Below are 21,925 nucleotides of genomic sequence, written 5' to 3' on the forward strand. Positions count from 1 at the left end.
CCTTCAATTTGTAGGGGTGTTGGCTACGCGCTTTCGCTTTAGTCACATACTTTTGTATGAGATGTGGGCTACACGTTTTTGGTGATCAAGCGCTGAATGATGTCTATGTTGAATTATAACCTTTTTTATTGCTGCCTCAAAATGGCTTCTATGTGTATCGAAAAGCCAAAAATAATATCCCGAATCGCATAAGTGCTCATCGGGATATTTTTATGAGTGATGTACAGCTAAAATGCTAAATCGGGTTATTCATCACCATTAAGGCCTGCACGGTTCAACAAGAACTGCGCTAGCATGGAAACAGGGCGGCCAGTGGCACCTTTCGCGGCACCAGAGCGCCAAGCAGTTCCTGCGATATCAAGGTGTGCCCAGTTATATTTCGTTGCAAAGCGAGACAGGAAACAACCTGCAGTGATAGCACCCGCTGGACGTCCACCGGTATTGGCTAAATCAGCAAAATTTGGTGTGATTTGGTCAAAATATTCATCTGCTAATGGTAAACGCCATGCACGGTCGCCTGCTTGCTCAGAAGCATTTAACAGCTCGTGAGCCAGTGGATTATGGTTTGACATCAACCCAGTGTAATGGCTACCTAATGCAATCACACAAGCCCCTGTTAAGGTGGCGATATCGATAACCAGCTCAGGTTCAAAACGCTCAACATAGGTGAGTGCATCACACAGAACTAAACGGCCTTCGGCATCCGTATTGAGGACTTCAACAGTTTGCCCAGACATCGTAGTGAGGATGTCACCAGGGCGATAAGCACGGCCACCAGGCATGTTTTCACAGCCAGCAAGAACCCCAATCACATTAATTGGTAATTGCAATTCAGTGATAAAGCGCATGACGCCATATACACTTGCAGCGCCGCACATATCGTATTTCATTTCATCCATGCCTTCGGATGGTTTAATTGAAATACCGCCGGAGTCAAAGGTTAGGCCTTTACCAAGTAAAACGATAGGTTTGCTTTCTGGGTCTGGACTGCCTTTATATTCCATGATGGACATTAGCGATTCATTTTGTGAACCTTGACCGACCGCTAGATAGGCATTCATTCCAAGTTCTTTCATTTGCTCCTCACCAATCACTCGAGTGGTGAGTTTACTGTCTGAAATATCAGCTAATTGACGAGCTTGAGATGCTAAATAACCTGCATTACAGATGTTTGGCGGCATATTGCTTAAATCTTTCGCCGCTTTAACACCTGAAGCAATCGCTAAGCCGTGGGAAATAGCACGTTCACCACTGGTTAATTCACGGCGAGTTGGCACGTTGAAAACCAGTTTACGCAGCGGACGGCGGTGCTCTGTTTTATTACTTTTTAGTTGATCAAATACATACAGCGACTCTTTGGCTGTTTCGACGGCTTGGCGCACTTTCCAGTAATTATTGCGGCCTTTGACGTGTAATTCAGTTAAGAAACAGACAGCTTCCATTGAGCCAGTTTCATTCAGTGTGCTGATGGTTTTCTGAATAATTTGTTTAAATTGGCGCTCATCTAATTCACGTTCTTTACCACAACCGATAAGTAGAATGCGTTCAGACAGAACGTTGGGTACATGATGGAGTAGCAGGGATTGCCCCACTTTACCCTCAAGTTCGCCGCGGCGCAGCAGGGCGCTGATATATCCGTCACTTATTTTGTCCAGCTGTTCAGCAATTGGGGACAGACGGCGTGGTTCAAAGACTCCGACAACAATGCATGCGCTGCGCTGTTTTTCCGGGCTACCACTTTTTACACTAAACTCCATGCGTTCTCCTGAATCTTAAAGACAAAGGCCGATGCTCCCGCTAAAATTAGCGTTTCGCATGATCTACCTCATAGAGAATGAACTCTTTATGTTAAACTAACCATCTATACGCGAAATAGCTCACGTTGTATGCTGTTAATCGCGATACACCATGAAGTATGGCGGGTATATCCGGTTTCTCGAATATTAAGCATGTTCTGATATTTCAATCAGTATAGATAATGCTTTTATATCATTCTAGCCATACAATAAACTAGAGTATATGTTAGTAAATGGCAGACATCGAACGAACTTAGCCATTTTCTTCCCAAAAGACAAGTTTTCACAGGCGTAATAAGCGTGATCATTATTAGATATTTGGTACGGGAAACCCTGAAAAGTCAGTTAGCCATACTTTTTGTATTGATGCTAATCTTTTTTAGTCAGAAGTCGATAGATATTCTTGGCGCTGCGGTTCAGGGCAATATTCCCTCAAACTTAGTACTTCCTTTACTGGGGTTAGGTGTGCCTGAAATGGCGCAGCTTATCTTACCTTTGAGCCTATTCCTTGGGCTTTTGATGACCTACAGTAAACTTTATACTGAAAGTGAAATCACGGTAATGCACGCCTGCGGTTTAGGTAAAAGTGTTTTAGTGAAAGCCGCGTTAGTTCTTGCAGTCATTACCGCGATGGTCGCGATTGCTAACATTACGTGGATGTTGCCGTGGTCATCCCAATACCAAGAGCAGGTATTGGCTGATGCGAAAGCCAATCCCGGGTTAGCTGCAATGGTGGAAGGGCAATTTAAAACCACTAAAGATGGCAACTATGTGCTGTACATCGGTGATGTAAAAGGTAACAACTTCAAGAATGTGTTTCTTGCACAGCTACGCGCCGCTAATGAACAACGACCTTCTGTTGTGGTTGCGGACAGCGGCTATATGAAAGAAGACCCTGATGGTCGACAAGTCGTTGTTTTAAATGAAGGTACTCGTTATGAAGGAACCGCGTTACTACGCGATTTTCGCATAACTGACTTTGTTAATTACCAAGCCATCGTTGATCACCAAACTGCAGAAACGCGTAGTGACCGAGTTGAGCAAAAAAATATGCTACAACTGTGGTCTGAAAATACGCCTGAGGTGAACGCTGAGTTTCATTGGCGTTTAACCATTGTTTTCTCCGTTGTCGTCATGGCTTTGATGGTTGTGCCGTTAAGCGAGGTTAATCCACGTCAGGGGCGGGTACTCAGTATGCTTCCAGCAATGTTGCTGTACCTCATTTTCTTTTTATTACAAAGTACATTGCGTAACAGTGCTGATAAGGGCGACCTTGACCCAAGATATACCATGTGGGCGGTGAACGTGGGGTATTTGGTATTAGCGATAGTCCTAAATGCGTGGAATACCGTCCCAATGCGCCGTATGCGTCTTAAATTGAGTAAAGGGGTTGCCTGATGTTTGGTGTTTTAGATAGGTATATCGGTCGAACCATCTTAAATTCGATTTTAGTGACGCTATTTTTGCTCGTTTCCCTCGCAGGGATCATTAAATTTGTCGAGCAGCTTCGCAAAGTGGGTGATGGCGACTATACGGCATTGAGTGCGGGTGTATTCACCTTATTAACTGTTCCAAAAGATATTGATATTTTCTTTCCAATGGCGGCGTTGTTGGGAGCACTAATGGGGTTAGGAGCGCTGGCTTCACGTAGTGAGTTGGTGGTAATGCAAGCTTCCGGTTTTACTCGCTTGCAAATCGCATTATCGGTGATGAAAACGGCGGTACCATTGGTCATTGTCGCCATGTTTATTGGTGAATGGATTGCTCCTGCAGGTGAGCAGTGGGCAAGAAATTATCGCGCAGAAAAAATTGTGGGTAACTCATTAGTTGTGACAGATGAAGGCATGTGGGCAAAAGATGCCAATGATTTTATCCACATTCAGCGGATTAATAATGCGACATCGATTCAAGATGTGTCGGTATATCGTTTTGATGACCAACGTAAATTGAAGTCAGTGATGTTTGCCGCGAACGGTGAGTATGACTCGACAAATCAGCTTTGGGTATTATCTCAAGTGGACGAGTCAATTCTAAGTAGTGAGAAAAAAATCACAGGTTCACAGAGATTAACGGTTGATTGGAAAACCAATTTAACTCCAGAAAAACTAGGGATAGTTTCACTGAATGCTGACTCGCTTTCCATCCGTGGCCTGTATCAATATGTCTCGTACTTAAAAGAAAGTGGCCAAGTTGCTGCGGTTTATGAGCTCAGTATGTGGAAAAAAATATTAGCGCCATTATCTGCAGCCGTCATGATGTTAATGGCCGTTTCATTTATTTTTGGGCCATTGCGTACCGTTCCTATGGGGGTACGTGTTATTTCAGGTATTGTGGGGGGGTTCCTCTTCTACGTACTTAACCAAGGGTTTGGTAACTGGAGTCTAGTTTATTCAGTGCCACCTATTGTTGCGGCAATTTTGCCAAGCTTACTGTTTTTAATTGTTAGTATCGTATTATTAGTAAAACGAAAATAACGTTTTATAGCTTATTAAAGGCTGTGTATCTTTGGGTATCACAGCCTTTTTTATTGTCATTTACTGAGTAATAAATTCCCTAATTTACTGATAATACTTAATAGGTTATTTTGAGGGCGGAATAAAATTTGTTGTTGTCTATTATTTGCAGATGTACTGATATATTGGCCTTTGATCCCAACAACATTAAATCGACTTTTATTAGCTAACTGTTGAGCATAAGAAAAAATACCGCCATTCGCCGTATATGACTGGCGAACAAGATAAGTTTTTTTGCATTCTTACTCTGTGAATGAAGTTTGTGATTCTTTCCGTGCTTCACTGACAAGTTTTTTATATTCAGGTGTTTGTTCTAATTTCTTGTGATTTTTTTTTAAGGGATGAGCATTGAGTGATTCTAGATCTATTTCTATTGATGTTGGTTTTTGTGGGGCGGGGAATGTGTTTTGGTGGTTATAGATTTTTCTAAGTTGAAGAACTAACTCAGAAACTTTGCCCTGTTTAGTGGTACAGGGCCGTGTTATATGATGTAAAAAAATGGAGAAATACGCATTTTAATTCCTATTCACGAAGTTGAAGAGGGATTAAGATTAGCCTTGAACTAGCTTATAGCATTGCATAAAACGATAATAAACCTAAGAAATAGCTTGAATAATAGCGCATTAATATTGTTATTATTAACCAACTATTGCGTAACCTAATGCACTGATAAAGGCTACTATCCTTGTTTGCGGTTGAAATAACTTTTTTCTGGTACCTGAGATATTACTTTGGTTATCGATAGCTAAAATATTTTGGCGACTCCGGTTTGCTAATTGCTGAGCAAGCGAAAAAATTCCACCTCTCATACTATTCTGTCGTTTAAATTTAAAAGCCGTTTGGCACTTTTCCCGGTATATTCGTCTTTCTTCTTGTCGGTAAGCTTTGATAGCGTGTAATTCTGAGCCTTCGAAATATTTGTAGGGATATTGAGTAGCAATAGACTTATTTTCTACATATTCTGGGTTTTTAGCACAATGCCCTTTAATGTTATTTAAAATTTCTACTAATTCAAATTGGCTAATTTTCGGGTATTGTGTAGCCTGACAGCTTGATGTTATCGCGTGGTTTTTTGTTCTCATTTTAGTCCTTCATGCGTTAATGGAAGGCTAAAAGATTATCGGGAATTTGAATGAATTGATTTTAAAAATGAATAGTAAAATTATCAAAAACAGCCTGAATATCTCAGGCTGTTGTCGCGATTAATGTGATAACGCGGGTAAATCCACGTTTTAGAGTCGGGGTGTAGCTCGCCATTGTTTGTAATGCTTCGGCGGTACTCCTTCAATGTTTCCCATACGCATGGTTAGTAGATAATGAGGCGACTAGTTCATTAACACCAATCGTTAACTTACTGAATTTACTTCCATCTTTACGAGTCATTACGACAAATACACCGATATTTTGCTGTGGGATCATCGCCATATAGGTATTAAACCCACCGCCACCACCTGTTTTTTGGTAAATACCAGGAATGCCATTTTTCGGTTTCATATACACCCATCCAAGCCCTAGCCCATCAGCATGGCCTGCAACATCCATCCCTTTAATTTCTAAAAGTTTTTCACGTGGAAAATAGATGCCTTGTTCACGGGCTGCTGTGACTTTTCTTAGGTTACTGTCTGTCGATAAAAATTGTTGCATCCATTTTTGCATATCTGCAGGGGTGGAATACACACCACCACTTCCTGCAGCTGCAAGAGTGTTATGGCAAGGGCTAGGTTTTGTTCCTTCCATTAACCGTGCGCATTGTGCATTATTGGGGGTGTAAGTGGTATTCGTCATTTTGGCGGGAGAAGTAACATAGTGGTTAAATAGCTGAGGGTAAGAGACTCCTGAAGCTTTAACCATCGCATCTGCCAATAAGTCATACGCTAAGTTGGAATAAGAAGCTTCTGTTCCCGGTGTTGCATCTAACTTACCTGTTTTTAGCCAGGTCCAGCGGTTATCTTGAGTTGGCCAAATAAAAACAGGGCGTCCCCATTTCCCACCAGGTTGTTCGCGAGGTAAGCCACTGGTATGGCTTGCTAAATGATATAAGCGAATAGCTTGCCCACTGGCATTATCAGGAACAGTAACGCCATGGTAGGCGTATTGTTGTAATGGGTCCGTAATTAGCAGTTTCTTATCTTGTTCAAGCTTAATTAATATTTCGCTTGTCATTAACTTGGTAATTGATGCAATGCGAATTAATGAATTTGGGCCAGGTTTTTTACCATTACCAGGTGCAGTTTCACCATAATAGCGCGATAACGCCTGATTATTATCGATAACAATGATAGCCATGCCCCGTGCATTGCTTTCATTAAAAATGCGATTAGCGTATAAATCGACAATCTTAGCGACGCGCTCGTAAGTCCTTCTATCTCCCTCAAAAACTTGCCAGTCAGAGGATTCAATATCATTACTTTGCAAAAACTTTGGTGCTTTTTCTGTCTTACTTGAACAGGCCATTAACGCTAAGGATAATGCAGATACAGACAGAACTTTTAGAAATGATTTCTTCATGTTGGAAGCCAGCCGATATGATTGTTTGCAAATGGCCTTTCAGCCAATATTATTTTTTCTTCGCGAAAATCTTCATTACCACACCAATTAAGATGCCAATAAAGATACCTGTTGCTATCCACCCAACAAAACCCATGATTAAACCTTAAATATTGACATTAGATTGCAGATAAACTAACAAAAATAATGACCTGCCGCCAGTCACAGAGCCTCGCGATAAGAAAAATAATTTGGGAGAAGTTAACATACTCATTAATAGATATATAAACAAAAGAAGCTTTCCCTGTGATTTTATTAGTTCTAAGGAATATGCTTTTTTTTTAAGCGAACAAACTGAATCTTCACGAATAAGTGTTGCCAGTAGACACAAGGCAAGTATAATGACAGCGTTTTCCAAGAAACACATCACTTCGTGCCGGAGTGGCGGAATTGGTAGACGCAGTTGATTCAAAATCAACCGCCTTCGGGTGTGCCGGTTCGAGTCCGGCCTTCGGCACCATAAGAACATCAAGAGACGTCAACAGACGTCTTTTTTTGTATCTGAAATCCAGTGTTTGCAAGGTTCCTCTCGCATTTTAACTCTACCAACGTATACTCAACTCAACCGACATCAAGTTAATGATGTGGGTACATTTGCGGGTATATGCCGATTCGATAAAGTTTTGTACCCGCAATTCGGCTGCGAGGATAGTTAAAATGGCACTTTCCGATACTAAGGTTCGTTCTGCGAAATCTGAAGATAAAGCGTATAAGCTGACAGATGGTAACGGACTATTTCTTCTGGTTCATCCTAATGGCTCTAAATATTGGCGCTTCCGTTATCGCTTCGGCGGTAAAGAAAAGATGCTAGCATTTGGAGTATACCCTGATGTCTCCCTAGCGAATGCCCGTGAAAAACGAGATAAAGCAAGAAAGCTTGTTGCAAGTGGGGTAGATCCAAGCGAAAAACGCAAAGAAGTGAAAGAAGAGCAACAAAAGGAATTCAATACCTTTGAGAAAGTCGCTCGTGATTGGCATGCGACGAATAAGAAGTGGTCAGAAGGTCATAGCCATAGAGTCCTCAAAAGCCTTGAGGACAATATCTTTGCTGCTATTGGTAAACGTAATATTGCCGAACTAAAAACTCGCGATCTCCTCGAACCGATTAAGGCCGTAGAGATGTCTGGACGTCTTGAGGTGGCAGCACGTCTACAACAACGTGTGACAGCCATAATGCGTTATGCCGTACAAAGTGGTTTAATCGACTATAACCCAGCGCAAGATATGGCTGGTGCAGTTGCGACAGGTAAACGAGTCCACAGAGCAGCCTTAGAACTGAAACGCCTACCTGAATTCTTACAGCGCATCGATAGCTATACGGGGAGACCATTAACAACCTTAGCTGTCAAACTCACCTTATTAGTCTTTATACGTTCCAGTGAACTGCGTTTCGCTCGTTGGGATGAAATCGATTTTGAGAATGCCATATGGACGATCCCTGCTGAACGTGAAGCGATAGAAGGGGTTAAGCACTCCCATCGCGGATCAAAAATGCGTACTCCTCATTTAGTGCCTTTGAGCAGGCAAGCTATTGAGATCTTAAAGCAGATCTATCAATTCAGCGGTAATCACGAGCTGATTTTTATCGGTGATCATAATCCTAGAAAACCAATGAGTGAGAACACGGTTAACAACGCATTACGTGTAATGGGCTATGACACTAAGACGGAAGTTTGTGGGCATGGTTTTAGAACAATGGCATGTAGTTCTTTGATTGAGTCAGGTTTGTGGTCTAAGGATGCAGTAGAACGCCAGATGAGCCACCAAGAACGTAACTCAGTAAGAGCTGCTTATATTCATAAGGCAGAGCATATTGAGGAAAGACGGCTGATGGTGCAATGGTGGGCGGATTATCTGGATGCGAATAGGGAAAAAGGAGTTAGTCCGTTTGATTTTGCTAAGTTGAGTTCGGGCTGATTAAAAGGGATACAGTAAGGCATGCATCTGGCATGCCTTGCTTTTTGCTAATTGTGATATTTGTAGGCGCATAACTCAGCGCAAACATTTCTATTAATTGCCCGAGTAATCGGTGAATGATAAGATACATTTATCTTTGTTTTCTAACAGTTTGACTTAACTGCTTTGCTTCTTGTGGTACTGAGCAGAACATGGAAGGCGCATGAATAAATCCAACTTCGATTTCTTGAAAGGCGTTAATGATTTCATTTATACTATTGCCTGCGCAGCAGAAAATAACTACCCAGATGACCCCAACATTACACTTATAAAAATGCGCATGTTTGGCGAAGCTACAGCCAAACATCTAGGTATGTTATTGGATATACCTCCTTGTGATAACCAGCACGATCTGCTGCGCGAACTGGGTAAGATCCCCTTCGTTGATGACAGCATACTCTCGATTTTTCATAAGCTACGCCGCATCGGTAACCAAGCTGTTCATGAATATCATAATGATCTTGATGATGCGCAGATGTGCCTGCGGCTTGGTTTTCGTTTGAGTGTTTGGTACTACCGTCTGGTAACTAAAGATTATGACTTCGCGCTTCCAGTATTTGTTCTGCCTGAAAGGGGGGAGAGTCTCTATCATCAGGAAGTTTTGGTACTCAAGAAGCAACTGGAGCAACAGGCAAAAGAAAAGGTACAAAGCCAGGCCGAGATAAATGCTCAGCAGCAAAAAATGATTGCGCTGAATGGTTATATTGCCATTCTCGAAGGTAAACAGCATGAAACAGAAGAACAGTCCAAAGCGCGTATTTCTGCCCTGGAAGCACAGCTAGCGACAAAAAATGCAGAGTTGGCGAAGCAGACTGAGCAGGAACGGAAGGCTTATCATAAAGAGATAACCAACCAGGCAATAAAACGCACGCTGGATCTGAGTGAAGAGGAAAGTCGTTTCCTGATCGACGCTCAACTGCGTAAAGCTAAATGGCAAGCTGACAGTAAAACATTACGCTTTTCTAAAGGTGCTCGCCCTGAACCCAGTGTAAATAAGGCGATTGCTGAATGGCCAACTGGTAAAGATGAAAATGGTAATCCAGGCTTTGCAGATTATGTATTGTTTGTCGGACTCAAACCTGTTGCCGTCATTGAAGCTAAACGTAAAAATACCGATGTTTCTGGCAAACTTCCTGAATCATATCGCTATAGTAAATACTTTGATAATGCCTACCTGCGTGAAGTGCTACTTGAGAACAATTCACTTGATGAGGTTCACGAAGTAGTTCCAGATTATGAAGTTAGTTGGAAGGACAGCAGCGGTAGTCAGCAATTCAAAATTCCCTTCTGCTATTCGACTAATGGGCGTGAATACAGAGCTGCAATGAAAACAAAAAGCGGTATTTGGTATCGCGATGTTCGTCATCCAGCCAATATGCCAAAAGCCCTACCAGAGTGGCATCAGCCAGAAGAAATTATGGCTATGTTGGGCTGCGATCCCCAGAAGCAAAATCAATGGTTTGCTGATAATCCGAGTATGAGTGAATTGGGGCTTCGCTACTATCAGGAAGATGCTGTTCGCGCAGTAGAGAACGCGATTGTTGCAGGGCAACAAGAAATTCTTCTGGCCATGGCAACCGGTACTGGGAAAACCCGTACAGCTATCGCGCTAATGTTTCGCCTGATCCAGTCCCAGCGCTTTAAGCGAGTGTTGTTTCTTGTTGACCGCCGCTCACTCGGTGAACAGGCTCTGGGGGCATTTGAAGATACACGTATCAACGGAGACACTTTTAACAGTATTTTCGACATCAAAGGTCTGACGGATAAATTCCCTGAAGACAGCACTAAAATTCATGTTGCTACAGTCCAATCACTGGTTAAACGAACTCTACAGTCAGACGAACCGATGCCGGTGGGACGTTATGACTGCATCGTGGTGGACGAAGCGCATCGTGGTTACGTTCTTGATAAGGAACAAACTGAAGGTGAACTGCAGTTCCGCAGTCAGCTAGATTATGTATCGGCCTATCGTCGTATTCTCGACCATTTCGATGCAGTAAAAATTGCCCTTACCGCCACCCCAGCCATACATACAGTTGATATCTTTGGCGAACCGGTTTATCGCTATACCTACCGTACTGCTGTGATCGATGGTTATCTTATCGATCAGGACCCGCCGATTAAAATTATTACCCGCAATGCCCAGGATGGTGTGTATTTAGCGAAAGGTGAACAAGTGGAGCGTCTGAACCCGCAAGGTGAAGTGATCAACGACACACTGGCAGACGATCAGGATTTTGAAGTTGCAGATTTTAACCGAGGTCTGCTTATCCCTGCTTTTAACCGTGCAGTTTGCGGTGAGCTGACTAAATATTTGGACCCGACGGGTCAACAAAAAACATTGATCTTCTGTGTCACCAATAGCCATGCAGATATGGTAGTAGAAGAGCTACGTATAGCATTTAAAAAACAGTACCCGCAGTTGGAACATGATGCAATCATCAAGATCACCGGCGACGCCGACAAAGATGCGAAGAAAGTGCAAACGATGATCACACGCTTCAATAAAGAGCGTTTGCCAAATATTGTTGTCACGGTTGATTTGCTGAGCACTGGCGTAGATATTCCGTCGATCTGCAACATCGTGTTCCTGCGCAAGGTAAAAAGTCGCATCCTCTACGAGCAAATGAAAGGCCGTGCTACTCGTCTTTGCCCGGCGGTGGGTAAAACCAGCTTCAAGATTTTCGACTGTGTGGACATCTATAGCACGTTGGAAAGTGTAGACACGATGCGCCCGGTGGTGATCCGCCCGAAGGTGGAACTGAAAACGCTGGTCAACGAAATCACTGACTCCGAAACATACAAAATTACCGAAGCGGACGGTCGCAGCTACGCCGAGCACAGCCATGAACAGTTGATCGCCAAACTGCAGCGTATTATCAGTCTGGCAATGTATAACCGTGACCGAAGTGAATCAGTGGATAAGCAGATACGCCGACTGGATGAACTCTGTCAGGATGCCGCTGGAGTCGGTTTCGGTAGCTTGGGAATGTGCTTGCGTAAAAAAGGGCCACAGTGGAGTGCAGAAGTATTTAATAAGCTACCGGGATTTATCTCTCGGTTGGAAAAATTGAAGGCTGATATTAATGCTCTGCGCGATGCGCCTATCTTCCTCGATATTGATGACGAAGTGATCAGTGTGAAATCCTTGTACGGTGATTATGACACGCCGCAGGACTTTCTGGACGCGTTTGATGAACTGGTCGAACGAGCCAAACTAGCCCCTAATGCTCAGCCTGCGCTTCAGGCTGTCATCAATCACCCAAGGGATCTCACCCGCAAAGGGCTTGTTGAACTACAAGAATGGTTTGACCGCCAGCACTTCGAAGAATCGTCACTACGTAGCGCATGGAAAGAGATACGCAATGAGGATATCGCCGCAAGGCTTATTGGTCATATTCGTCGTGCAGCTGTCGGTGATGCGTTAAAGTCGTTTGATGAACGAGTCGATCATGCTTTGGAGCGAATTAAAAGTGAAAACGACTGGAACAGTGAACAGAAGGCTTGGCTCGACCGTTTAGCTACCGCATTGAAAGAGAAAGTCGTGCTTGATGACGATGTGTTTAAAACCGGTAATTTCCACCGTCGCGGCGGTAAGGTGATGCTGCAACGCACTTTTGATGATGATCTCGACAGCGTGCTGGATAAATTCAGTGATTATATTTGGGACCAGATGGCCTGACACGTTATCATCCACAGTAATTAAATATTTTGCGGTCCTAAATAAGGGCCGCTGCTTTTTAGGGAATTAAACATGAATAATAATGATCTGGTCGCTAAGTTATGGAAACTTTGTGACAATTTGCGCGATGGTGGTGTTTCTTATCAAAACTATGTTAATGAGCTCGCCTCGCTATTGTTTTTGAAAATGTGTAAAGAGACCCGTCAGGAAGACGATTATCTGCCGGAAGGCTATCGTTGGGACGACCTGAAATCCCGTATTGGTCAGGAGCAATTACAGTTCTACCGTAACCTGCTGGTCCACTTGGGCGCAGATGAACAGAAGCTAGTGCAAGCGGTGTTCCAGAACGTGAATACCACTATCACCCAACCTAAACAGTTGACCGAGCTGGTCAGCAATATGGATTCGCTTGACTGGTATAACGGCAGTGATGGCAAATCTCGCGATGACTTCGGTGATATGTACGAAGGGCTGCTGCAGAAAAATGCCAACGAAACCAAGTCCGGTGCAGGTCAGTACTTTACTCCGCGTCCGTTGATTAAAACTATCATTCATCTGTTGAAGCCGCAGCCGCGTGAAATTGTCCAGGATCCGGCAGCGGGTACGGCAGGTTTTTTGATTGAAGCTGACCGTTACGTAAAATCACAAACCAACGATCTGGACAATCTTGATGGCGATACTCAGGATTTTCAAATTCATCGTGCCTTTATCGGCCTTGAGCTGGTACCAGGTACCCGCCGTCTGGCGCTGATGAACTGTCTGCTACACGATATTGAAGGCAATCTCGAACACGGCGGTGCTATTCGCTTGGGGAACACGCTAGGCAGTGACGGCGAAAATCTGCCAAAAGCACATATTGTCGCCACCAATCCCCCATTTGGTAGTGCAGCGGGCACCAATATTACCCGCACCTTTGTTCACCCAACCAGTAACAAACAGCTGTGCTTTATGCAGCACATTATCGAAACGCTGCACCCTGGCGGCCGTGCTGCAGTGGTTGTGCCAGATAACGTGTTGTTTGAAGGCGGTAAGGGAACCGATATCCGTCGTGACCTAATGGACAAGTGCCATCTGCACACTATTCTGCGTCTGCCGACCGGTATTTTTTATGCTCAGGGCGTAAAAACCAACGTTCTGTTTTTTACTAAAGGCACGGTGGCAAATCCTAACCAGGATAAGAACTGCACCGACGATGTCTGGGTGTATGACCTGCGTACCAATATGCCAAGCTTTGGCAAGCGCACACCATTTACCGAGCAGCACCTTCAGCCGTTCGAAACCGTCTACGGTGAAGACCCACACGGCTTAAGCCCGCGTACTGAGGGTGAATGGAGCTTTAATGCTGAAGAGAGTGATATCGCCGACAGCGAAGAGAACAAAAATACCGACCAGCACCTAGCCACCAGCCGCTGGCGCAAGTTCAGCAGCGAGTGGATTCGTACTGCTAAATCTGATTCGCTGGATATCTCCTGGCTGAAGGATAAGGACAGCATCGATGCTGACAACTTGCCGGAGCCGGATGTGTTAGCGGCAGAAGCGATGACCGAGCTAGTACAGGCGATGGGAGAGCTGGATGCCCTGATGCGCGAATTGGGGGCGGATGATGAGGCCGATTCTCAGCGTCAGTTGCTGAGCGAAGCGTTTGGTGAGGTGAAGGAATGAGTGCAGGGAAATTGCCGGAGGGGTGGGTTGAAAGCCAGCTTTCTGAAATATGTAGTAAGCCGCAATATGGGTATACAACTAAGTCCAGTGCTTCAGGGGAAATAAAATATTTAAGAACTACCGATATTACAAAGGGTGCTGTCAATTGGTCTAATGTACCGTATTGTTTAGATATCCCTGATGATGTATCAAAATATCAATTACATGATAGGGATATTGTTATATCTCGGGCTGGATCAATAGGTTTTAGTTCCTTATTGAAGAATCCACCAAGTAACGCAGTGTTCGCTTCCTATCTTATTCGTTTTAAACCATCTGATTTTTTTTCAGAGCCCTACCTTAAGCGTTTTTTAGAGTCTGGAAACTATTGGAATCAGCTTTCCTCAATGTCGGCAGGAAATGCAGTCCAAAATGTGAATGCCCAAAAATTATCTACTCTTATAGTGCCAATACCTCCACTTGTTGAACAAAAAATAATCGCTGAAAAACTCGATACCCTGCTGGTGCAGGTAGACACCACCAAAGCACGTCTTGAGCAAGTTCCGCAAATACTGAAACGTTTTCGGCAGGCGGTGTTGGCAGCGGCGGTGAGTGGAGAGCTTACAAAAGATTTACACGTATTAAATGGTTATAAAAATACAGAGTTAAAATTTACCATTCCAGCCTCATGGATAGTCAGTAAAATAGATCAGATCGCCAATGTAAAAGGCGGAAAACGCTTACCTAAAGGCGAATCATTAATAGCTGAAAATTCAGGTTTTCCATATATTAGAGCGGGTCAATTGAAAAATGGGACAGTTGTGGCTGGAGGACAGTTATATTTAGAAAAACATGTCCAGAAAACTATTTCAAAATATATTGTTTCATCCGGCGATCTTTATATAACTATAGTTGGCGCATGTATCGGTGATACTGGAATTATTCCTGAGGAATATAATAATGCGAACTTAACTGAGAATGCTGCAAAGCTATGTAATTTAAATGAAAAAATATTTAATAAATTTCTTTCTCTATGGCTAAGAAGCAGCTATCTGCAGGATATTATTCAATTAGAAATAAAATCGGGTGCGCAAGGAAAGCTTGCTTTATCAAGAATAAAATCCCTTCCAATTTTATTACCCCCACTCCCCGAACAACACGAAATCGTCCGCCGTGTCGAGCAACTCTTCGGCTACGCCGATACCATTGAAAAGCTGGTCAATAATGCACTGGCTTGCGTCAACAACCTCACCCAGTCTATTCTGGCGAAGGCATTCCGTGGTGAACTGACCGCCCAATGGCGCGCAGAAAACCCAGACCTGATCAGCGGTGAAAATAGTGCAGCTGCTCTACTTGAGAAAATTAAGGCCGAACGTATCGCTAGCGGTAGTAAAAAAGCCTCACGTAAAAAGAAATAACAGACAATCGCTCCCGACGTATTGTCGGGAGCGATAATCTCTTAAGGTTCTATCACTTCAACTACCACATCCGTTGACCAGTTTTCCTCTCCGTTAACCACCTTTCCTTCCATACAAGCTTTCGCCATTTTATGGAGCTGAGAAGCAACATCATCATTGAAATCAAATCTGTGCCAGGCATATGGGAAGTCGATACGCCAGTAGCCCATTCCCTGATCAAAGCGGATTTTTAGAACCTGGCCATTGTCAAAATTCACCACCAATTTACGATGATGTGGAATATCTCGCGAGTAGTTGAACACCGTTATATCGGTCGCCTTACCCATTGATGCAGCAAACCACTGATCAGCAAAATTCTGAAAATCAGCTTCACTCATCCAGTCGTGGAACGGTCGATTTCCTGTGCGATCTTTGTTTTTGAATAAGGTATCAATCGCTACTTTTGCATCTTTGGTCATTAATGTTTTCAACGGCTTAAGTAATGAGCTCAGCAGCGCCAGCGCAACCGGGTTTTGCAGATAGCGATCGGTATAATGAATATGTGTAATTCGGTTTGTCTTCATCAGGTTTTGTGCTTTTTCATGGCTGTTAGAAAGCACATCCCAGAAACGTTGGCCAAACTGTGAAAACGGGCTATTCAGCTCTTTATGAATTTGAAGGTCTTTTACTAAGTCGCTGAAGTTTGCTGTAAGTTCTGGCAGTATAAACTCACGCAGTTCGGCAGGTTTATAGTATTGGCTGCGAACCACCAGTTCACCATTTTGATGCCAGTGTGGACCTGGTACCGTTGCTTGCTGACTGCGTGATGCCAGTGTTATGACTCGATCGGTGAAAGCGATCTGCGCCACAATGGGGAATGACTCTTCCTGTTCGGCATGGCACAACCTCACCCCAATAGCTGCAAACTGCGCCAGTTCGTGCAACACTTCCGGATCATCAACGTCATCGGGAAGGACAATCTCAACCGCGACATTGTCTTTTAGCCGGTAGTTCAGAATTGCCGAGCGGAACTGGCGAGCATATAAATCCCACTCGTTGAGTGGCCCGTTCATCCACAGCGTAAGTTTATCGGCACCTTCGTTAATTGCACGGCGTACTGCATCTTCGATGGTACCAGGGCAATACTGCGCATCGGGTAGTGAGAACTTCTCCTCGTCTGGCAAACCAATATAGTGGCCGAAGTCATTTCCCAGCCAAGCCAGTGCGGCTTTGCGATCTAAAAGGTCATAATCGTGACGCGTTTGCGAATCGAGTAAACAATCGCTACAGGCGGTATCGCAGTGGGTGCACCCTAGCTGCTTTACCATTCCCTGCAGTATCGCTTCGATATGTAATGGTGCACTGGAAGCGAATCCAGCACCGCCGCTAATGACATCGTAAAGCTGAACGGCCAGTACTGATTCCTCGTTCTCTAACCTGACAGGACGCACCGCATAGCCTAACTCCGAAGCAGAAATACCCAATACACCTGCGAGTGCTCGACGTAATGCAACAGCCAGTGTCATAGCAACAATACGTCCTTCCTCTGAGCCATCTGGGATATACTCACCTTCCTGTGGGCGACGTAAAATCAGTTCAAATACATCAGTACGAGCTAATGCCCCTAACGTGACTTTTGTATTTAATGCGGTAGAACCAGGGCAAATAACTCTCTGATTCTGGCTGTCGCGATCGGCTTTTCCTGGGCGCGGCGGGTAATGGGCTTCCATTGATTTTGGTATGTCTTTTTCGCTTATCATCGATTCAGCACGACCGCAGCTTAGGCACAGTGCATAACCATGTCCACCTTCGCCCATACTCTGCTGGAATACATGCCCGTTAGCGCCTGAAGCCATAAAACCCATCTCTGGGTTTGGTAGCGGCAAACGCTCTGCCTTAACAAATACCCAGGCCGGAACTACTGGGATATACTTCATCGTTTCAATGTTGTTCGTTACTGAATCATAAGCATCTGTGACAAACCCGGCGGGTTGCAGCACTTGACGTGTGTTGTCACGAGTAATTCGCTCACCACAGTCTCCATTGGTACAAAATAATTCTACAGAGCTACCAATACCTTCTTCATAGCCTAACGTACCGCATTTGTGGCACCGCCAGGCGCGGTCCAACCGTTGGGCTTCGTTAGTATCTGCATTGATATTGTGCCAGTGTAGTGATACACCAGCAGAACGGAATACTCTTCCATCTAGAATGATTTCCGCTCCTGGCGCATATTCACGAATGGCAACAGACAAGTTGCGTGAAGGTAGTCCTTTATAACGTGAAACGTTATCTTCACGGTCACTCTTGTTACGGATTTTATGCGTTTTCTCGCGGATATAGTCTTCCATAGTGAAGTTATCAAAGTTCACGACATCCGTCGGGAAACCATAGCCTGGTAGGAAGGTTCGTGCTGCCAGGTCGCGCAACAGGTATTCATCACAATGTCGTTTTTTCTCCAGCTCTAAGCGCTTACGATATGGAGTATTTGGCTGAGAGTCCTTTTTCTGTTTTTCTAGATCGTGGTAAATTTCTAGCCAACGCTTTTGTAATACTGTAATTGCATGGAAAGTTTTTTCTCGCAATAATTCAGCTCGAGCACCATGTAGCGCGGTGCCGTTTACTAGACGCTCAAGCGCATCATCAATTTTAAGGGTAGGGCGTTCAAGCCAAATCTTAAAGCTGTTACATACAGACTGCCCAAACTCTTCACCAAAGAACCACTCGCTATTTAGATTGGTTTTTTCTTTCTCAGTTTCTCCCACTACATGGCATAAATATTCTGATAGTAGTAGTGAATTAACATGGCGTTGTACTAAACGTTCTGAGTTCATTGCCACCATCGGTGCGGGGATCACTGTTTCAAACGGCCAAAGTGGATTGGCGAAAACCTGTTGGTCGTGTGGGTTCCCTTTACACAGGGTGTAGGAGATTGCACGGGATTCTTTACTACGTCCGGCTCGTCCCGCACGCTGTAAATAGTTTGCCGGATGAGGGGGGACGTTATTCATCACTACTGCGGAAATACCGCCAATATCTACACCCATTTCCATGGTAGTGGAACAGTTAAGGACGTTAAGTTGACCGTTTTTAAACATCTTTTCGTAACTTTGTAGACGATCAGCTGATTGCTGTGCTGAATGCTCAGCAGTACGGTAGTAAAAGCCGCCCTCTACCACACGGTCGTTAATATCCGTCCAGAGGTTTTGCGAACGTAAATGATCCACAAGTGGATCTTGCGCTACCCATTCCCGGACTTGTGCTAACCCTTCTGCATAATCCAGCTGTGAATGGTCGTGTTTCCAGACTTCAGGTAGTGTCACTTCCTGTGCCATATAGGCACTATATTGTGTATTATTTAGGTGTTCAAATTGGATATGTCTAGGTAGGTAAGGAGTTAGTCCTTTGAAAGTAGTATCCAAAAATTTATTGGTAACAGGGCAAATACTCGCCTTTTGAATCAAGGAGAATGTCAGATGTTCTTTCGGCAAGTAAAAACGGTTACCATCAGGTTTTAACACAGCCAAAGGGCCGGTTAATTGGAGCCAAGCTTCTTTCAACCATGCGTTAACTATATCGATAGTAATCGTATTTACAGTGCTGAATTTTGCCCCAAGTATTAGCAACTTAACTAAACGATGGGTGGTATTGCCGTGACGGATTTGAGGCCAACGCTTGACTTGGTTATCGTCAGGATCTTTTGATTCAGGGTTGCGTACAAATTTTGCAGAGAAACGGCTGCCAATCCAGTTCTTCAGTTCTAAATCCAATTGGATGAAGTTGTTTTCTCTGACATAAAAATCCAGTGCGACTTTCAGAAAATCACGCCAATCATCCAGAGTTAGCCCCTGTTCATGCCAGTGAATAGGGGGGGTATGTAGCTTTTCCAACCCTTGATAACTAATCTGCACCAGCCCTTGTGTTTCAAGGCTGTTGCTTCGTTTTGGACGGCGCATAAACTCACGAAATAGAAGCATCTCTGAAAGCTTCAGCGGTCCACTATTTTCAGTAAAAATTTCAGGTTTAAGATAGTGGTTGTACTGCAGAATAGAGCCTTTGATATCCGCCTTATCTTTAAGCTCATTAATCATCTCCTGCCAGGTCAGCGAAGTTAAAATGGTATTAACTATTCCGCCTGTTGCTTTTTTTATAGCCTGTTCCAGGCGTTCCGCTCTTTCTTCAGCGTGAATTGCCTCTTCAGGCATACCCCAGTCACGAAGTTTTTTTGCTTCATCTCTGGCCTGTGTTGCCATCTCTTCCAGTTTTGTTACATCAGCCTGATCGTTAGGAGTATTTACAGCCTGTTTTCTCTGATGCCAGGAAAGTATCTCCACTACACTACCGCGTAAACGACTACGTTCCGCTTCTTGCTGCATTCTTACTGCCATCCTTGCCGTTCCTTGGCGGCTATCGGTAAAGGTAATCAGTCGTCGCCCTCTTCCGGGCAATGATAGTGGACCAACCCCCTCTTTACCTTCATCGTTGGCAAAATCCTGGCAGTATTCCAACACGGTTGGCACAATATTCGTGACATAAAAAGGACCTCCTAGCAAAGCGCGTCTAAAGGGGGACTGACCTTTCCCTCCTTTATAGCCACAATTGCTGGCGCTACAAATTTGTTCATTTTCGTTCATTGCTAAAGGAAGACTGTCTTTGTGAACAACGCCAATGCTCCGGGTATTACGATCGAGCCGCTGAATTATATATCCGGCCTCAGTATTGCATTCCGGCGCAATAATTTGCGGAGCCTGAAATACATGTTCTTTTTGAACTTTCTCTCCCGATGTTTCAAAGTCATCTGGGAAATCATCATGAAGTGAGAATTCATCGCCACCTTTATTATCCCACTGTACAAGCTGACCTTTTTTATCCTTCGCCAACAGATGTGGTTCGTTACACTCATTACAGAACGCAAGCTCAAAAACAGGGCTACCACACTGGCAGCTTTGTCGTTGGTTCACATACACGTAGCCAAAAGGCCAGTTTTCTTCCAGTGCAGTGTTATGTTTTGCTGAACAATGTTTATCTGCACAGGCCCATATACCCTGGGTATTACGTTGAAAAATATGTGCTCTTACTTTGAGAAAAGCAGGCTCTTGCCCGTTAGGGCTTGTGCCCGTACAGAGGTCGATCCAGCGTAAAATTTCTTGTTGCGTGTAATGATTCTTTGTTAGCTCATTTAAGCGTTTTGTCATTACATCCAGTTTCACTGGGCGAGGTTGGCTAACTAGCATCTCGCGTATATAGCGGGCTTCTGGGGAATGTGTTAATGCACTATAACGCTCAAGGCTAATTCCTTCGCTATCGGAGTCTGGTATTTGCTCAAGCTCATCCAGTGTGACTGGATAATTTTTGCATGCATCAAGTTCAGGAATAACGCGATTACCTCCCAAAACATCTATACGTTCTTGTGGTATTCCTGACAGCTCTGATAAGAATTTTTTTAACTGCTTTTCTGAATCGCTTCCTGCAATGGTGGCTGACGTTGCAACAAAACGAACATCATCAGGCGTGACACCGAACGCAGTCATTACACGACGAAGTTGTAGGGCAAGCTCGGCGGCTTGAGACCCTACATAAGTATGCGCTTCATCCAAAACTATCCAACGCAATGATTTTTCTGCTTTCGATTGCTGAATTATTGGAGCATCAACCTGACGAACCATCATGTATTCCAGCATGGTACCATTTGTTACTAGTATTGGTGCTGGCTCTTCGCGCATTTTTTCACGTGATAAAACTTCATTAGGCTTGTTTGCCTGTTCGCTTTTTACCGAGGCATGCAATTCTTCTGTGTTACCGTTATATAGGCAGTATCGAATCCCTGAACCAAATCCACTGGTCCATGCATCTAGACGTTCACGTTGCGAATTAATCAAAGCATTCAGTGGATAGAGGAATAGCGCTCTTACCCCTACTAGCGGTTGATTGCTGCTATCGCGCAACTCACGATAAAGATCCTCTAAAACTGGCACCATAAAGCATTCTGTTTTACCAGAGCCTGTCCCACTGGTAACAACAACTGAATGCTTTTTCTCAAGTAACGCTTTCCAGCTAGCTAACTGATGAGTAAAAGGTTTCCAATTAGCGCCAAAACGATATCTCCCATTTTTTTCACTATCCAGAGAGTCAACTACCTCTTTGCTCAGCAATAATTTCTCTGTAGCTAGCATTCTCATTGTGTAATTTGATTCTTCCCAACCAAATGTTTGCTCAAATACTGGAGATGTAAGGAAAGAACCTGCTGTGCCACAATCAGCCCCCATCTGCAGGGCAAGATGCGCCCGGAGTTGAGGATTTGTAACTCCCATGATGCTAAGTGTCGCTTCTGTTGAGCGAGCGAGTGATTGTTCAATGAGTGAAGAAAAATAGCGTGTAGTCATTCTTGTCCCT

Annotated in this window: 10 protein-coding genes and 1 tRNA gene; 7 read left to right on the forward strand and 4 right to left on the reverse strand. The window is 44.1% G+C overall.

Translation table 11 applies throughout. From position 1 onward, the window contains the following. Positions 1–245: 245 nt before the first annotated feature. Positions 246–1,757 carry a leucyl aminopeptidase gene (gene pepA / locus PSF28_RS10760; protein ID WP_004907531.1) on the reverse strand — a complete coding sequence of 504 codons (1,512 nt, stop codon included), beginning with the start codon at positions 1,755–1,757 and terminating at the stop codon, positions 246–248. Between the two features lie 339 nt (positions 1,758–2,096). On the opposite strand from pepA, the gene lptF reads away from it, so the two are divergent. Together lptF and lptG are read left to right on the forward strand one after the other, a co-directional pair. Then, positions 2,097–3,194: an LPS export ABC transporter permease LptF gene (gene lptF, locus PSF28_RS10765; protein WP_004907533.1), complete on the forward strand. Its 1,098-nt coding sequence runs from the start codon at positions 2,097–2,099 to the stop codon at positions 3,192–3,194. Continuing rightward, on the forward strand, positions 3,194–4,270 hold the full coding sequence (lptG, locus tag PSF28_RS10770; RefSeq protein WP_004907535.1) for an LPS export ABC transporter permease LptG: 1,077 nt from the start codon (positions 3,194–3,196) through the stop codon (positions 4,268–4,270). The genes lptF and lptG overlap by 1 nt, the downstream gene beginning before the upstream one ends. 677 nt (positions 4,271–4,947) lie before the next feature. Here the strand turns inward: lptG and PSF28_RS10775 are convergent. Continuing rightward, positions 4,948–5,391, reverse strand: coding sequence for a hypothetical protein (locus PSF28_RS10775; protein ID WP_210835625.1), 444 nt, complete (start codon positions 5,389–5,391; stop codon positions 4,948–4,950). 202 nt (positions 5,392–5,593) lie between these two features. After that, a complete protein-coding gene (gene ampH, locus PSF28_RS10780) occupies positions 5,594–6,817 on the reverse strand; it encodes a D-alanyl-D-alanine-carboxypeptidase/endopeptidase AmpH (protein ID WP_210835624.1) in 1,224 nt (407 codons plus the stop codon). Between the two features lie 414 nt (positions 6,818–7,231). Between ampH and PSF28_RS10785 the strand changes: the two genes are divergently transcribed. The 5 genes from PSF28_RS10785 to PSF28_RS10805 all read left to right on the forward strand — a co-directional run bounded on the left by PSF28_RS10785 (position 7,232) and on the right by PSF28_RS10805 (position 15,553). Continuing rightward, positions 7,232–7,316: transfer RNA gene (locus PSF28_RS10785), tRNA-Leu, on the forward strand. 197 nt (positions 7,317–7,513) lie between these two features. Further along, positions 7,514–8,773, forward strand: coding sequence for a tyrosine-type recombinase/integrase (locus tag PSF28_RS10790; RefSeq protein ID WP_272685042.1), 1,260 nt, complete (start codon positions 7,514–7,516; stop codon positions 8,771–8,773). Between the two features lie 202 nt (positions 8,774–8,975). Beyond that, positions 8,976–12,494 (forward strand): type I restriction-modification system endonuclease, encoded by a 3,519-nt coding sequence (gene hsdR / locus PSF28_RS10795; protein ID WP_272685043.1) that lies wholly within the window; start codon positions 8,976–8,978, stop codon positions 12,492–12,494. A gap of 72 nt (positions 12,495–12,566) precedes the next feature. Further along, a complete protein-coding gene (locus PSF28_RS10800; RefSeq protein WP_272685044.1) occupies positions 12,567–14,156 on the forward strand; it encodes an N-6 DNA methylase in 1,590 nt (529 codons plus the stop codon). Continuing rightward, positions 14,153–15,553: a restriction endonuclease subunit S gene (locus PSF28_RS10805; protein WP_272685045.1), complete on the forward strand. Its 1,401-nt coding sequence runs from the start codon at positions 14,153–14,155 to the stop codon at positions 15,551–15,553. The genes PSF28_RS10800 and PSF28_RS10805 overlap by 4 nt, the downstream gene beginning before the upstream one ends. Before the next feature lie 41 nt (positions 15,554–15,594). On the opposite strand, the gene PSF28_RS10810 is transcribed toward PSF28_RS10805, so the two are convergent. After that, complete coding sequence (locus tag PSF28_RS10810) at positions 15,595–21,915, reverse strand: DEAD/DEAH box helicase (RefSeq protein WP_272685046.1); 6,321 nt, start codon at positions 21,913–21,915, stop codon at positions 15,595–15,597. Positions 21,916–21,925: the final 10 nt, after the last annotated feature.

The organism is Providencia sp. PROV130 (assembly GCF_028482225.1).
Lineage (GTDB): Bacteria > Pseudomonadota > Gammaproteobacteria > Enterobacterales > Enterobacteriaceae > Providencia > Providencia rettgeri.